The sequence below is a fragment of the Bradyrhizobium sp. cir1 genome, assembly GCF_014198245.1.
GTDB lineage: Bacteria > Pseudomonadota > Alphaproteobacteria > Rhizobiales > Xanthobacteraceae > Bradyrhizobium.
Genome location: NZ_JACIHE010000018.1, coordinates 100001 through 113007 on the forward strand (window position 1 = coordinate 100001; position 13007 = coordinate 113007).

Sequence of the window (13007 nt, forward strand, 5' to 3'; positions counted from 1 at the left end):
CGCCTCCGATGCATCGAGCTTCATGACCGGCCAGACCATCGTCATCGACGGCGGCGTGACCACTGCGGCGGTGTAGCTCGACAGCCTTTAGTTGCGTTAACGTGGCCCCTCGCTTACCATCCCCTGGAGGGAGGGTCGCTCGCGCAAAGCGCGAGCGGCGTGGGTGAAGCCGCAGCAATGGTCTCAACATCAATCCGACGCGCCGCCGCGAAGAGGCTCCGGGCTAACACGACGCCTCATGAACGGATGCTGTGGCGGGCCCTCAAAGACCTCCCGATGGACGGCTCGCATTTCCGCCGGCAAGCACCAATCGGACCCGACGTCGTCGACTTCTTCTGCCCGGCCAAGCGGCTCATCATCGAGCTCGATGGCGGACACCACAACGAAGACGATGTGGCAGCACGTGACTTCGATCGCCAACGGTGGCTCGAGAACGAAGGCTATCGCGTCATCCGATTCTGGGATTCTGAGGTCGCGAGCGACCTGACCGCCGTTCTCGAACGCATCTATGTCGAGCTGTACGGATCGCGCGAAGCCGAGACGACACCCCTGAAACATCGCCGAACTTAGCAGTCCAGGCGGCACTTTCTCTTACCCTCCCCTGGAGGGGGAGGGTCGCTGCGCATACAATGCGCAGCAGGGTGGGGTGGCAGACTATCCGCGGATCCCGTGCTTCTGAATGAACGGAAAAGCCCTCACGTAACAAGCGACGGACCGCTTTTGTGGCTTCACTCCACCCCGCCCGCGCTGCGCGCGGTCGACCCACGGGCGAGCTACGCTCGTCCCGGACCCCTCCAGGGGAGGGTAAGCGAGACCAATCTTGACCTTGCCGTCCTAATCCGCTCCCTTTGGCGCGACACAACGACCTCTCCAGGGAAACGCCAAGGTAAGCCGCCATGTCTTTCGTCCTCGCCATCGACCAGGGCACCACCTCCTCGCGCGCGATCGTGTTTCGCGGTGACATTTCCATCGCGGCGAAGGCGCAGGCCGAGTTTCCGCAGCATTTTCCGGCCTCGGGTTGGGTCGAGCACGAGCCGGAGGACATCTGGACCTCGACCGTGATGGTCTGCCGCGAGGCGATCGAGCACGCCGGCATCAGCGCAAAGGACATCGCCGCGATCGGCATCACCAACCAGCGCGAGACCACCGTGGTGTGGGATCGCGCCACGGGCCAGGCCGTGCACCGCGCCATCGTCTGGCAGGACCGCCGCACCGCCGACATCTGTGCGAAACTGAAAGCGGATGGCCGCGAGCCCGTGATCTCGCAGAAGACCGGCCTGATCATCGATCCCTATTTCTCCGGCACCAAGGTCGCCTGGATCCTCGATCACGTCCCCGGGGCTCGCGCACGCGCCGCGCGGGGCGAATTGATGTTCGGCACCATCGATTGCTATCTGCTCTGGCGCCTCACCGGCGGCAAGGTGCACGCCACCGACGCCACCAATGCCTCGCGCACGCTGCTGTTCAACATCCACACCGGCCAGTGGGACGACGAGCTGCTGGAGATCATCGGCGTGCCGCGCTCGATGTTGCCCGAGGTGAAGGACTCCTCCGCCCGCTTCGGCGAGAGCACACCCGACCTGTTCGGCGGCGCGATCGCGATCTCAGGCATCGCCGGCGACCAGCAGGCCGCGACCATCGGCCAGGCTTGCTTCCGCCCGGGCATGATGAAGTCGACCTACGGCACCGGCTGTTTTGCCCTGCTCAACACCGGCACGACTCCCGTTGTCTCCAGAAACAAGCTGCTCACCACCGTCGCCTACCAGCTCGATGGCAAGCGCACCTACGCGCTCGAGGGCTCGATCTTCGTCGCCGGCAGCGCGGTGCAGTGGCTGCGCGACGGCCTCGGCATCATCAAGCACGCTGCCGAGACCGGACCGCTCGCCGATCAGTCCGACTCCATGCAGAGCGTCTATCTCGTCCCCGCCTTCGTCGGCATGGGCGCGCCCTACTGGAATCCGCGCGTGCGCGGCGCGCTGTTCGGCCTCACCCGCAACACCGGTCCCGCCGAGCTGGCCCATGCCGCGCTGGAGAGTGTTTGTTACCAGACATTCGACCTCTGGGCCGCGATGCGCGCGGACTGGCCGAGTTCGGAAACCGCCAGCGTCGTGCTCCGCGTCGACGGCGGCATGACCGCCTCCGACTGGACCATGCAGCGCCTCGCCGATCTCCTCGACGCCCCGGTCGACCGCCCCGTGATCCAGGAGACCACGGCGCTGGGCGCCGCCTATCTCGCCGGCCTCAATGCCGGCGTCTATCCCGAGCCGACCAAGTTCGCCGACAACTGGCGCCTCGAGCACCGCTTCAAGCCGAACATGAGCGAAGCAACGCGCGAACGAAAGCTCGCCGGCTGGGCAAGGGCGGTAAAGGGCGTGCTGGCGAGCGACGAGGGGGAGGGGTAGGCGTAGGCACAGCCCACGTTGATGCCGCGAGGCGCGCTCAACTGCCTCCACGTCGTCATTGCGAGGAGCTCTTGCGACGAAGCAATCCAGACTGCCTCCTCAGAAAGATCCTGGATTGCTTCGCTGCGCTCGCAATGACGGAGTGTGTGGCGCCGGCTTGGAGCCACCCACGATGAAATGGACCAACCAAGCATGATCCTCCCCGACGGCTATTCCGACGTCCCCGCCGGCAAGATCGCCGCCGTCGTCACGCATCTGGAGATGACCGCGCCTCCCGCACGCCGCGCCGATCCGTCCGGCAATTGGTCCCTGCGCAAGATCGATACGCCCGCGCTTGATTGGTATCGCGATCTCTTCCGCCGCGTCGGCGAAGAGTGGCTGTGGTTCTCGCGCGCCCGCACGACCGATTCCGAGCTTGCCGCCATCATCCACGCGCCGGGGATCGAAGTCTATGCACTGGCGGTGAACGGCCGCGACGAAGGCCTGCTCGAATTGGACTTCCGCGAGCCCGGCCAATGCGAGCTGGTCTATTTCGGCGTCACCGCCGCTTTGATCGGCACCGGCGCCGCCCGCTTCCTGATGAACCGCGCGCTGGAGATTGCCTGGTCACGCGACCTCCGCCGCGTCTGGGTCCACACCTGCACCTTCGATCATCCCTCCGCCGTCGCATTCTACCAGCGCTCCGGCTTCCGCCCCTTCCGCCGCCAGATCGAGATCGCCGACGACCCGCGCCTCGATGGTGCGGCACCGCGCGATGCGGCCAAGCATGTGCCGATCATCGGGTAGCGTGCGGCTGTCTCCCCACCGTCATTGCGAGGAGCCCTTGCGACGAAGCAATCCAGACTGTCTCCGTGGAAAGACTCTGGATTGCTTCGCTGCGCTCGCAATGACGGAGCGTGGTGCTGCTGCTCCCCCTCCACATCGATACATCAACACGTAACGTATCGTAGCCCGGATGAGCGAAGCGACATCCGGGAAGTGTTCAGGAGAAGTCCCCGCATATCGCTGCGCTCATGCGGGCTACGACCTCAAAACACCTTCTGCTCCCCCGCGCCAGCGAAAACCCGTGCTGCATGGCGTTGAAGCACGTCAGCCCCGCCTGCTCCGACCGGCACGTAAACCCCGCGCGCTGCCACACCTCACCATAGGCCAGCATCGGCAGCGAGGCGTCCATCACGGTGTCGCTGCGCAGATGCGGCCCGCGGCTCCTTTCGCGCTCATCTCGAAGGCGTGGCCATAGTCGAGCTCGCAATCGGAGGGCCGGCGCGGGCGGCTCTCCATGTTCATGATGTCGCAGCGGAGCACGCCTTTGCTATCGGCTTGGCCGTTGTCGGTGAAGAACTGGCAGACGATGTTCTTCGATGGCGTCAGAAATCCGATCGGGCGGTCCTGGGCATGGGCGACGCTCGCGGCGGCGAGCAGGGCAAGCGTGGTGAAAGATCGCAGATGCATGACGAGACCCCGGCTGGTCGAGCGTGCATTGATTCCGCTTTGTTGCGGGATACGCAATGCTCTTCTTCGAAGATATCTGTTGCGGTAGGTCCGCATTGGCGATGAACTGGACGGCCCTGCCATCTCCCACGACTGACAAGAGCAAGAAACCATGTTCCTGATCGGCCAATACGACTCCCCCTTCGTCCGCCGCGTCGCGATTGCGCTGCGGCTCTACGGGCTCGCCTTCGAGCACAAGCCGTGGTCGACCTTCGGCGATGCCGACAAGATCGCGCCATACAATCCGTTGCGCCGCGTGCCGACGCTGGTGCTCGACGATGGCGAGGCGCTGATCGAGAGCACTGTCATCCTCGACTATCTCGATGAGCTAGTCGGCGAAGCAAAGGCGATGCTGCCGCGCGTCGGCGCCGAGCGGCGCAGGCATCTCCGCATCTGCGCGCTCGCCTCCGGCCTCGGCGACAAGGCGGTCAGCCTGCTCTATGAGCGCGTGCTGCGGAAGGAGCAGCTCACGTTGTGGGTCGAGCGCTGCCAGGCGCAGATCGCTGACGTCCTTAAGGTGCTGGAAGCCGAGCGCGCCAGGGTGACGACGCCGTACTGGCTGGGTGATCGCATCGGCCACGCCGACATTGCGGTCGCCTGCGTCGTCCGCTTCACGCGCGAAGCGCATCCGCAGCTTTTCGATGCCGCAGGCTATCCGGCGCTCAGCGCGCATGCCGAGCGCTGTGAGGCGCTGGCGCCGTTCCGGGAGATCGTGCAGCCGCTGGCCCCGCCAAAGGGGTGACGCGTCTCCTCCGTCATTCCGGGGCGCGCGAAGCGCGAGCCCGGAATCCATTGGGCTACAGCGTATGGTGATGAATGGATTCCGGGCTCGCGCCACGAGGCGCGCCCCGGAATGGCTGCGGTGGGCGAGGCCAGAGAGCCAGGCGCGCGGTCGGCGATAATGAAATATTACCGCTGTTTTGCCCGACGCCGCAAGCAATTTCGGCAAGACCGAAATTCTGCAACCCTTTCAACCCCATTCTACTGTGCATGGGGTTGTTTTCGCATTTTTGTTTTGGAAGGGCGCGGCTAGCCCGCGCCCGCACGCTTCTTTTGCCAGACCAGATGCACCGCGCAGGTGCAGCCGGGTGGATGCGAGGCGAGGTCTTTCGACGTCTCGTCGTTCGCCGGCGTTGCCGCGAAGGCCTTGTCCTGCTGCGAGGGGATGTAGTTGAGCACTGGCGCAAGCCAGCGCTCGGCTTCCGCCACACTCATGCCCTTGCGCGCCGCGTAGTCCTCGACCTGGTCGCGCTCGATCTTGCCGACGCCGAAATAATAGCTCTCGGGGTTCGCAAAATAGAGCCCGGATACGGATGAGCCCGGCCACATCGCAAAGCTCTCGGTCAGCTTCACGCCGGCCGTGTTCTCGGCATCGAGCAGCTCGAACAGCGTCGCCTTCTCGGTGTGATCGGGCTGCGCGGGATAGCCGGGCGCGGGGCGGATGCCCTGGTACTTTTCGAGGATCAGGTCCTCGTTGGAGAGCGCCTCATCCGGCGCATAGGCCCAAAACTCGCGGCGCACGCGGGCATGCATGCGCTCGGCGAAAGCTTCCGCAAGACGGTCGGCCAGCGCCTTGCACAGGATCGAGGAGTAATCGTCATTGGCGCTTCTGAAGCGGTCGGCGACCGCGTCCTCGCCGATCCCTGCGGTGACGACGAAGCCGCCGACATAGTCGGGCACGCCGGCCGGCGCGATGAAGTCGGACAGCGCCGCATTGAAGCGGCCCTCGCGCTTCTCCAGCTGCTGGCGCAGCGTGTGCAGCGTCGCGATGCTCCTGGTCCGGCTCTCGTCGGCATAGAGCACGATGTCGTCGCCTTGCGCATTCGCCGGCCAGAAGCCGATCGTCGCGCGGGCCCGGAACCATTTCTCCTTGACGATGGTGTCGAGCATCTTGCGCGCATCGTCATAGAGCGAGCGCGCGACCTCGCCGACCTTGGCGTCGTCGAGAATGGCGGGGAAGCGCCCCGCGAGCTCCCAGGTCTGGAAGAACGGCGTCCAGTCGATATACGGCACCAGCTCGGCGAGGTCGTATGCGTCGAAGCTTCGGATGCCGAGGAAGGTCGGCTTCAACGGCTTGTTCGCGGCAAAGTCCACCGGCACGCGGTTGGCACGGGCGGCCGCCAGCTTCAGGCGCTTCTTGTCGGCCTGCGCGCGCAGATGCGCCTCCGATATCTTGGCGTATTCGGCGCGCACCTCGGCGGCATAGGCCTCGCGCTTCTCGGGCGAGAGCAGCGAGGAGGCAACGCCGACGGCGCGGCTGGCATCGTTGACGTGCACGACCGGGCCGGCGCGATAGCTCGGGTCGATCTTCACCGCCGTATGCACGCGGCTCGTGGTGGCGCCGCCGATCAAGAGCGGCAGCTTCAAACCTTCGCGCTGCAATTCACCGGCGAAGAACGCCATCTCGTCGAGCGATGGCGTGATCAGGCCAGAGAGACCGACGATGTCGGCCTTCTCCGCCTTTACGGTCTCGACGATCTTGGCGGCCGGCACCATCACGCCGAGGTCGATAACCTCGTAATTGTTGCACTGGAGCACGATGCCGACGATGTTCTTGCCGATGTCGTGGACGTCGCCCTTCACCGTCGCGAGCACGATCTTGCCGGCGGACGAGGAGCTCTCGGTGCCGATACCGCTGGCGAGGTTGCGCGCCTTCTCCTCCTCCATGAACGGCATGAGGTAAGCAACGGCCTGCTTCATGACGCGCGCGGATTTCACCACCTGCGGCAGGAACATCTTGCCGTCGCCGAAGAGGTCGCCGACCACGTTCATGCCGGCCATCAGCGGACCTTCGATGACGTCGAGCGGGCGCGAGGAATTCTTGCGGGCTTCCTCGGTGTCCTGCTCGATGAATTCGGTGATGCCGTGCACCAGCGAATGCGACAGCCGCTTCTCCACCGGCCATTCGCGCCAGGCCAGATCGGCTTCCTTGCTCTCGGTCTTCTTGCCGCGGAATTTTTCCGCGAGCGCCAGCAGGCGCTCGGAGGCGCCGGGGTCGCGGTTGAGGACGACGTCCTCGCAGGTCTGGCGCAGCTCCGGATCGATGTCGTCATAGACGATCATCTGCCCGGCATTGACGATGCCCATGTCCATGCCGGCCTTGATGGCGTGATACAGGAACACCGAGTGCATGGCCTCGCGCACCGGCTCGTTGCCGCGGAACGAGAACGACAGATTGGAGACGCCGCCGGAGATGTGCGCGCCCGGCAGGTTCTGGCGGATCCATCGCGTCGCCTCGATGAAGTCGACGCCGTAATTGTTGTGCTCCTCGATGCCGGTCGCGATCGCGAAGATGTTGGGATCGAAGATGACGTCCTCAGGCGGGAAGCCGACCTTGTTCACCAGGATGTCGTAGGCGCGCTTGCAGATATCGGTCTTGCGCGCGAACGTGTCGGCCTGGCCGACCTCGTCGAACGCCATGACGACGACAGCCGCGCCATGGCGGCGGGCGATCTTCGCCTCGTGAATGAACTTTTCCTCGCCTTCCTTCATCGAGATCGAGTTGACGACCGGCTTGCCCTGCACGCATTTCAGGCCGGCCTCGATCACCGAGAATTTCGAGGAGTCGACCATGACGGGGACGCGGGCGATGTCGGGCTCGGCGGCGACGAGGTTGAGGAACGTCACCATCGCGGCTTCGGAATCGAGCAGGCCTTCGTCCATGTTGACGTCGATGATCTGGGCCCCGTTCTCGACCTGGTCGCGCGCGACCTGCAGCGCCGCGGTGTAGTCGCCGGCGGTGATCAGCTTGCGGAAGCGGGCAGAGCCCGTGACGTTGGTGCGCTCGCCGACGTTGACGAAGGGAATCGCATCCGTCAGCACGAACGGCTCGAGGCCGGAGAGCCGCAGGTGCGGTTCGATCTCCGGCACGATGCGCGGTTTGTGCGGAGCGACGGCAGCGGCGATCGCCGCGATATGATCCGGCGTGGTGCCGCAGCAGCCGCCGACGATGTTGACGAGGCCGTCGCGGGCGAACTCGCCGACCAGGCGCGCCATGTATTCCGGCGTCTCGTCATACTGGCCGAACTCGTTGGGCAGGCCGGCGTTCGGATAGGCACACACCAGCGTGTCGGCGACGCGGCCGATATCGGCGATATGGGCACGCAGGTCTTCGGCGCCGAGCGCGCAGTTGAAGCCGATGGTGATGGGTTTTGCGTGCCGCACCGAATTCCAGAACGCTTCCGGCATCTGACCCGACAGCAGGCGGCCGGACTTGTCGGTGATGGTGCCCGACACCATCACCGGCATGTCGATGCCGAGCTCTTCGATGATCTCGGCGATGGCATAGAGCGCCGCCTTGGCGTTGAGCGTGTCGAAGATGGTCTCGACCAGCAAGAGGTCGACGCCGCCGTCGATCAGGCCGCGGATCTGCTCGCCGTAGGATTTGCGCAGATCATCGAAGGTGACGGCGCGATAACCCGGATTGGAAACGTCGGGGGAGATCGAGGCGGTGCGGTTGGTGGGACCGATGGCACCCGCAACGAAACGCGGCTTGCCGTCTTCGGCTGCGACGCGGCGGGCGGCATTGCCGGCGAGGCGGGCGCCTTCGCGCGCCATCTCGTAGACGATGCCGGTGAGGTCGTAGTCGGCCTGCGCGATCGACGTCGTCGAGAACGTGTTGGTCGCGACGATGTCGGCGCCGGCGCGCAAATACGCCGCGTGGATGTCCTCGATCGCCTGCGGCTGGGTCAGGATCAACAGGTCGTTGTTGCCGCGCAGGTCGCGATGGAAATTCTTGAAGCGCTCGCCGCGGAAGGCCTTCTCGTCGAACTGCAGGTTCTGGATCATCGTGCCCATGGCGCCGTCGAGCACGAGGATGCGCTCGCGCGCGGCGTTCAGCAGGGCAGTTCGCTTGGCGGAAACGGATACGGTCATTTTCTCTTACGCAGCCTTCTGGGCGCTCTTGGCGCGAATGCCGAGCAAATGGCTGATCGCGAACACGAGATCGGCGCGGTTCATGGTGTAGAAATGGAAAGTGTCGACGCCGTGCTTGGCCAGCTTCTGCACCTGGCCGGCCGCCACGGTTGCGGCCACCAGCTTGCGGGTTTCGGGGTCGTCATCGAGGCCCTCGAACTTCGCGGCGAACCAGTCCGGGACGGTCGTGCCGGCGCGGGTGACGAAATTGCGCGCCTGCTTGAAATTGTGCATGGGCATGATGCCCGGCACGATCGGGATGTTGATCCCGCGAGCGCGAACGCGATCGAGATAGCGGAAGTAGAGATCGTTATCGAAGAACACCTGCGTGATCGCCCGCGTCGCGCCGGCATCGACTTTTGCTTGAAGCGTGTCGATATCGGCATCGAAGTCGCGCGCTTCGGGGTGCTTCTCGGGATAGGCCGAAACGGAGACCTCGATATCGCCGTGCCGCTTCTTGATCCCCGCGACGAGCTCGGCCGAACTCTGATAGCCCTCGGGATGGCTCGAATAGGGCGTGCCGATGCCGCCGGCGGGATCGCCGCGCAGGCCTACGATGTGGCGGACGCCGACCTCGTGATAGCGGTCGACGATCTCGTCGATCTCGCCGCGCGAGGCGCCGACGCAGGTCAGGTGCGCGGCCGGCAGCAGCGTCGTTTCCCTCAGGATACGTGCGATGGTGGAATGGGTTCGCTCGCGGGTCGAGCCGCCGGCGCCGTAGGTCACCGAGACGAATTTCGGGTCGAGCGGGGCCAGCCGGTTGATGGTCTCCCAGAGATTGCGCTCCATCTCCTCGGTCTTGGGCGGAAAGAACTCGAAGGAGATCGCAGGCCGCTTCAGCTGCCCGTCTTGCCGGTCGGCTGTCGCAGGCGTCGTCAGATCAGTCATTGCACCATTCGCTCCAAGGATCCCGCCGGGGCCGCCGGGTCTAGATTGGGAAAGCCTAAGATAGGGCAAAGGCCGTAATGTCGACAGCCCATTGGGAGTGGGAAATAGCCCACTTGCGTCAGGTGGTGTGATATTTTACGCCATTTTCAATCTTGTGTGGGACATCTTGCGGATATATGGATTATCTAGTATTATTAGATATTTGATGAAGTTAGGCAGGAGTCTGGTGCCGCTCAAACTGGGGTGGGCAGTGCGATAATTGTGTTTCTCGGGCTGCCTCCGTCCCAACGCTGCAGCTCGGGGGCACAGGCGCGGCCCGCACACGCCAGACCTGCGCAGCCAACCCATTGCCGCGGCGGCGCCCTTCACTACGTTAACGCGCCATGATCCCGCTTTCAGTCCTCGACCTCTCCGTCGTCACCACAGGCACCAAACCAGCCGCGGCGCTGCGCAACAGCATCGACCTGGCGCGGCATGTCGATGGCCTCGGCTATGTCCGCTACTGGCTCGCCGAGCATCACAACCTCGCCTCAGTCGCGAGCCCCGCGCCCGACGTGATGATCGGTCAGATCGCGGCGGTGACGAAACACATCCGCGTCGGCTCAGGCGGTGTGATGCTGCCCAACCACGCACCGCTGGTGGTGGCCGAGCGCTTCAAGATGCTGGAGGCGCTGTTTCCCGGCCGCATCGACCTTGGCCTCGGCCGTGCACCCGGCACCGATGGTGCCACGGCCTACGCGCTGCGCAGCCGGCTCGACCGCCGCGAGGGCGACGATTTTCTGGAGCGGCTGCACGAACTGATCCTGTGGGAGACGCGGGAATTTCCCGCAGGTCATCCCTACAACAACGTCGTGGCGATGCCTGACGACACCGTCCTGCCGCCGATCTGGCTGCTCGGCTCCAGCGATTATTCTTCGGAGCTCGCGGCGCAAGTTGGCATGGGCTTCGCCTTCGCCCATCATTTCGCATCCCACGACGCGATCGATGCGATGGTGCATTACCGCAATCGCTTCCAGCCGTCGGCCTGGCGCGCGAGCCCGCATGCGATCCTCGCCGTCGCGGTCATTGCTGCAGAGACTGACGAGGAGGCCGAAAAGCTCGCGACGTCGTTCGACCTCAATCGCCTGCGCCGCGATCGCGGCCAATATCTGCCGCTGCCGAGCGTCGAGGAGGCGCTGGCCTATCCCTATACGGATTCCGAACGCATCTCGATTGCCCGCAACCGCTCGCGCCTGTTCGTCGGCAATCCGGCGACGGTGCAGCAAAAGCTTCAGCCGCTGATCGATGCCAGCAAGCCGGACGAGTTGATGGTGATCACCGCCGTGTACGATCACGAGGCGCGGAAGAGGTCGTATTCGCTGCTGGCGAAGGCGTTCGGGCGGGCGGAATAGTTGCCGTCATTCCGGGGCGATGCGTAGCATCGAACCCGGAATCTCGAGGTTCCGGGTTCACGCTACGCGTGCCCCGGAACGACAGCTCTCAATCCTGCGCCTCGCTGAACGTCGCGCGGAACGGGTGCCCCGGATAGACGCCGACGATGCGGAATTCGCGCGAGAAGAATTTCAGTTCCTCGATGGCGAAGGCGAGGCCCTTGTCTTCGGGGTGGCCCTCAACGTCGGCGTAGAACTGCGTGGCGAAGAAATTGCCGTCGACCATGTAGCTCTCGAGCTTGGTCATGTTGACGCCGTTGGTGGCGAAGCCGCCGAGCGCCTTGTAGAGCGCGGCCGGCAAGTTGCGCACTCGGAAGACAAAAGTGGTGACCAGCGGCCCCGAGCCTTGGGGCGCCCATTTCGGCTCGCGGGCCAGCACCACGAAGCGCGTGGTGTTGTGCGCCTCGTCCTCGATGTCCTCTGCGAGAATGTCGAGGCCGTAGATATTCGCGGCGAGGCGCGAGGCGATCGCGGCGACTGTCTTGTCCTTGCGCTCGGAGATGTCGCGGGCGCTGCCCGCGGTGTCGGCGTGCACGATCGGCTTGATGCCGAGCTTGCGGATGATGCGCCGGCACTGACCGAGCGCGTGCACGTGGCTCTCGACGCTCTTGATGTCTTCGAGCTTGGTCCCCTTCACCGCCATCAGCTGGTGCCGGACCGGCAGAAACCATTCGCCGATGATGAACAGACCGGAGGCCGGCAAGAGGTGATGGATGTCGGCGACGCGGCCCGCGACCGAATTCTCGATCGGGATCATGCCGAGATCGGCCTCACCCGACGAGATCGCCGACAGCGCGTCTTCAAACGTGGCGCAGGGCATCGGCTCGGCGTCGGGATAGGCCTCGACGATGGCGATGTGGGAATTGGCTCCGGGTTCGCCCTGGAATGCGATCTTCATCTTGCTCATGTCTTGAAGTGCTCCTGGTCGGCCTTGTAACAGCGCCTCAGGATTTGGAAAGGATGCTGCGTGCGGTTTCGAGATCGGGCGGTGTGTCGACGCCGCGGGGCACGCTGTCGACGATCATGATGTCGATGCGCATGCCGGCTTCCACCGCCCGGAGCTGCTCCAGGCTTTCCTGTTTTTCGAGGGGGGAGGGCGGCAGCGACACGAACCGCTCCAGCGCGGCGCGGCGATAGGCATAAAGGCCGATGTGGTGGTATCGCGGTCCGTCGCCATAAGGGGCTGTGGCGCGGGTGAAATATAGTGCCCGCAGCCGCTTCGGCCCGATCGGGGAGCCGATGGCCTTCACCACGCTCGGCGCGAGGTCCTCCTCCTCGGTGTGGATCTGCGAGGCCAGCGTGACGATGTCGACCGCGGGATCGTCGAAGGGCGGCAGCACCTCGCGGATGGTTGCCGGCGTGATGGTCGGGAAATCGCCCTGGAGATTGATCACGATCTCGGCCTTGCCCGCGGGATCGAGCTTCTGCATGGCCTCGTGGATGCGGTCCGAGCCGGAGGGGTGGTCGGGGCTGGTCATCACCGCCTCGCCGCCATGGGCCGTCACGACCGAGGCGATCTCGTCGGTGTCGGTGGCGACCGCGACCCGGCCGATGCCGGCGGCTTCGGCACGGCGCAGCACATGCACGATCATCGGCAGGCCTGCGATATCGGCGAGCGGCTTGCCAGGCAGGCGGGTGGCGGCCATGCGGGCCGGGATCAGCACCAGGATGCGGGGATCGATCATCGGGTCAAGGGCCTGGGTTCAAGGGCCTGGAAACGGAGCGTTTTCCGCGCCGAGAAATGGGGTGGGGACGGGTTCGAAGCCGGGTCGCTTATACGGGTTGCCAGACCCCGGGCAAACCGATATCTCAATGGCAAAACTCGGGGAAACAATAAGGAACGTTCTGATTCTCCCGAGGCTCGTCCTGGCGGCCGCCCGGC

The 13007-nt window shown here is 64.8% G+C and carries 12 protein-coding genes (1 of these 12 cut by a window edge); 6 read left to right on the top strand and 6 right to left on the bottom strand.

Annotated features, from left to right (window positions below):
* The 4 genes from GGD63_RS29175 to GGD63_RS29190 all read left to right on the top strand — a co-directional run.
* Positions 1-76 carry the end of an SDR family NAD(P)-dependent oxidoreductase gene (locus GGD63_RS29175; protein WP_183247044.1) on the top strand. The gene continues 698 nt to the left of window position 1, outside the view, so only the last 76 of its 774 coding nucleotides appear in the window; its start codon lies beyond the left edge, outside the window; it ends in the stop codon at positions 74-76.
* Positions 77-177: 101 nt separating this feature from the next.
* Positions 178-570: an endonuclease domain-containing protein gene (locus GGD63_RS29180; RefSeq protein WP_183247172.1), complete on the top strand. Its 393-nt coding sequence runs from the start codon at positions 178-180 to the stop codon at positions 568-570.
* Between the two features lie 326 nt (positions 571-896).
* On the top strand, positions 897-2402 hold the full coding sequence (gene glpK, locus GGD63_RS29185) for a glycerol kinase GlpK (protein ID WP_183247046.1): 1506 nt from the start codon (positions 897-899) through the stop codon (positions 2400-2402).
* A gap of 192 nt (positions 2403-2594) precedes the next feature.
* Positions 2595-3188: an N-acetyltransferase gene (locus GGD63_RS29190; RefSeq protein ID WP_183247173.1), complete on the top strand. Its 594-nt coding sequence runs from the start codon at positions 2595-2597 to the stop codon at positions 3186-3188.
* A gap of 196 nt (positions 3189-3384) precedes the next feature.
* Here GGD63_RS29190 and GGD63_RS40850 read toward each other — a convergent pair whose 3' ends face one another.
* Both GGD63_RS40850 and GGD63_RS40295 read right to left on the bottom strand, forming a co-directional pair.
* A complete protein-coding gene (locus GGD63_RS40850; protein ID WP_312013439.1) occupies positions 3385-3576 on the bottom strand; it encodes a hypothetical protein in 192 nt (63 codons plus the stop codon).
* Complete coding sequence (locus GGD63_RS40295; RefSeq protein ID WP_246785701.1) at positions 3576-3854, bottom strand: hypothetical protein; 279 nt, start codon at positions 3852-3854, stop codon at positions 3576-3578. The genes GGD63_RS40850 and GGD63_RS40295 overlap by 1 nt, the downstream gene beginning before the upstream one ends.
* A 151-nt stretch (positions 3855-4005) precedes the next feature.
* Here GGD63_RS40295 and GGD63_RS29200 point away from each other — a divergent pair, with 151 nt between their 5' ends.
* Positions 4006-4635, top strand: coding sequence for a glutathione S-transferase family protein (locus tag GGD63_RS29200; protein WP_183247048.1), 630 nt, complete (start codon positions 4006-4008; stop codon positions 4633-4635).
* Positions 4636-4922: 287 nt separating this feature from the next.
* Here the strand turns inward: GGD63_RS29200 and metH are convergent, their stop codons facing one another.
* Both metH and metF read right to left on the bottom strand, forming a co-directional pair.
* Positions 4923-8768, bottom strand: a complete 3846-nt coding sequence (gene metH, locus GGD63_RS29205; protein ID WP_183247050.1) for a methionine synthase — start codon at positions 8766-8768, stop codon at positions 4923-4925.
* A 6-nt stretch (positions 8769-8774) separates the two neighbouring features.
* Positions 8775-9695, bottom strand: a complete 921-nt coding sequence (gene metF / locus GGD63_RS29210; protein WP_183247053.1) for a methylenetetrahydrofolate reductase [NAD(P)H] — start codon at positions 9693-9695, stop codon at positions 8775-8777.
* Positions 9696-10078: 383 nt separating this feature from the next.
* Here metF and GGD63_RS29215 point away from each other — a divergent pair, with 383 nt between their 5' ends.
* Positions 10079-11086 (top strand): LLM class flavin-dependent oxidoreductase, encoded by a 1008-nt coding sequence (locus GGD63_RS29215; RefSeq protein ID WP_183247055.1) that lies wholly within the window; start codon positions 10079-10081, stop codon positions 11084-11086.
* Between the two features lie 88 nt (positions 11087-11174).
* On the opposite strand, the gene GGD63_RS29220 is transcribed toward GGD63_RS29215, so the two are convergent.
* Entirely contained in the window at positions 11175-12032 is an 858-nt protein-coding gene (locus tag GGD63_RS29220) for a prephenate dehydratase (RefSeq protein ID WP_183247057.1), read from the bottom strand.
* A gap of 37 nt (positions 12033-12069) precedes the next feature.
* Positions 12070-12810: a 3-deoxy-manno-octulosonate cytidylyltransferase gene (locus GGD63_RS29225; protein WP_183247059.1), complete on the bottom strand. Its 741-nt coding sequence runs from the start codon at positions 12808-12810 to the stop codon at positions 12070-12072.
* Positions 12811-13007 lie beyond the last annotated feature (197 nt).

What these genes read in the sequence shown, in the direction of transcription:
- metH (WP_183247050.1), bottom strand. Translation starts at nt 8,768, where the DNA reads ATGACCGTATCCGTTTCCGCCAAGCGAACTGCCCTGCTGAACGCCGCG.
- GGD63_RS29215 (WP_183247055.1), top strand. Translation starts at nt 10,079, where the DNA reads ATGATCCCGCTTTCAGTCCTCGACCTCTCCGTCGTCACCACAGGCACC.
- metF (WP_183247053.1), bottom strand. Translation starts at nt 9,695, where the DNA reads ATGACTGATCTGACGACGCCTGCGACAGCCGACCGGCAAGACGGGCAG.
- GGD63_RS29190 (WP_183247173.1), top strand. Translation starts at nt 2,595, where the DNA reads ATGATCCTCCCCGACGGCTATTCCGACGTCCCCGCCGGCAAGATCGCC.
- GGD63_RS29220 (WP_183247057.1), bottom strand. Translation starts at nt 12,032, where the DNA reads ATGAGCAAGATGAAGATCGCATTCCAGGGCGAACCCGGAGCCAATTCC.
- GGD63_RS29200 (WP_183247048.1), top strand. Translation starts at nt 4,006, where the DNA reads ATGTTCCTGATCGGCCAATACGACTCCCCCTTCGTCCGCCGCGTCGCG.
- GGD63_RS40850 (WP_312013439.1), bottom strand. Translation starts at nt 3,576, where the DNA reads ATGGACGCCTCGCTGCCGATGCTGGCCTATGGTGAGGTGTGGCAGCGC.
- GGD63_RS40295 (WP_246785701.1), bottom strand. Translation starts at nt 3,854, where the DNA reads ATGCATCTGCGATCTTTCACCACGCTTGCCCTGCTCGCCGCCGCGAGC.
- GGD63_RS29225 (WP_183247059.1), bottom strand. Translation starts at nt 12,810, where the DNA reads ATGATCGATCCCCGCATCCTGGTGCTGATCCCGGCCCGCATGGCCGCC.
- glpK (WP_183247046.1), top strand. Translation starts at nt 897, where the DNA reads ATGTCTTTCGTCCTCGCCATCGACCAGGGCACCACCTCCTCGCGCGCG.
- GGD63_RS29180 (WP_183247172.1), top strand. Translation starts at nt 178, where the DNA reads ATGGTCTCAACATCAATCCGACGCGCCGCCGCGAAGAGGCTCCGGGCT.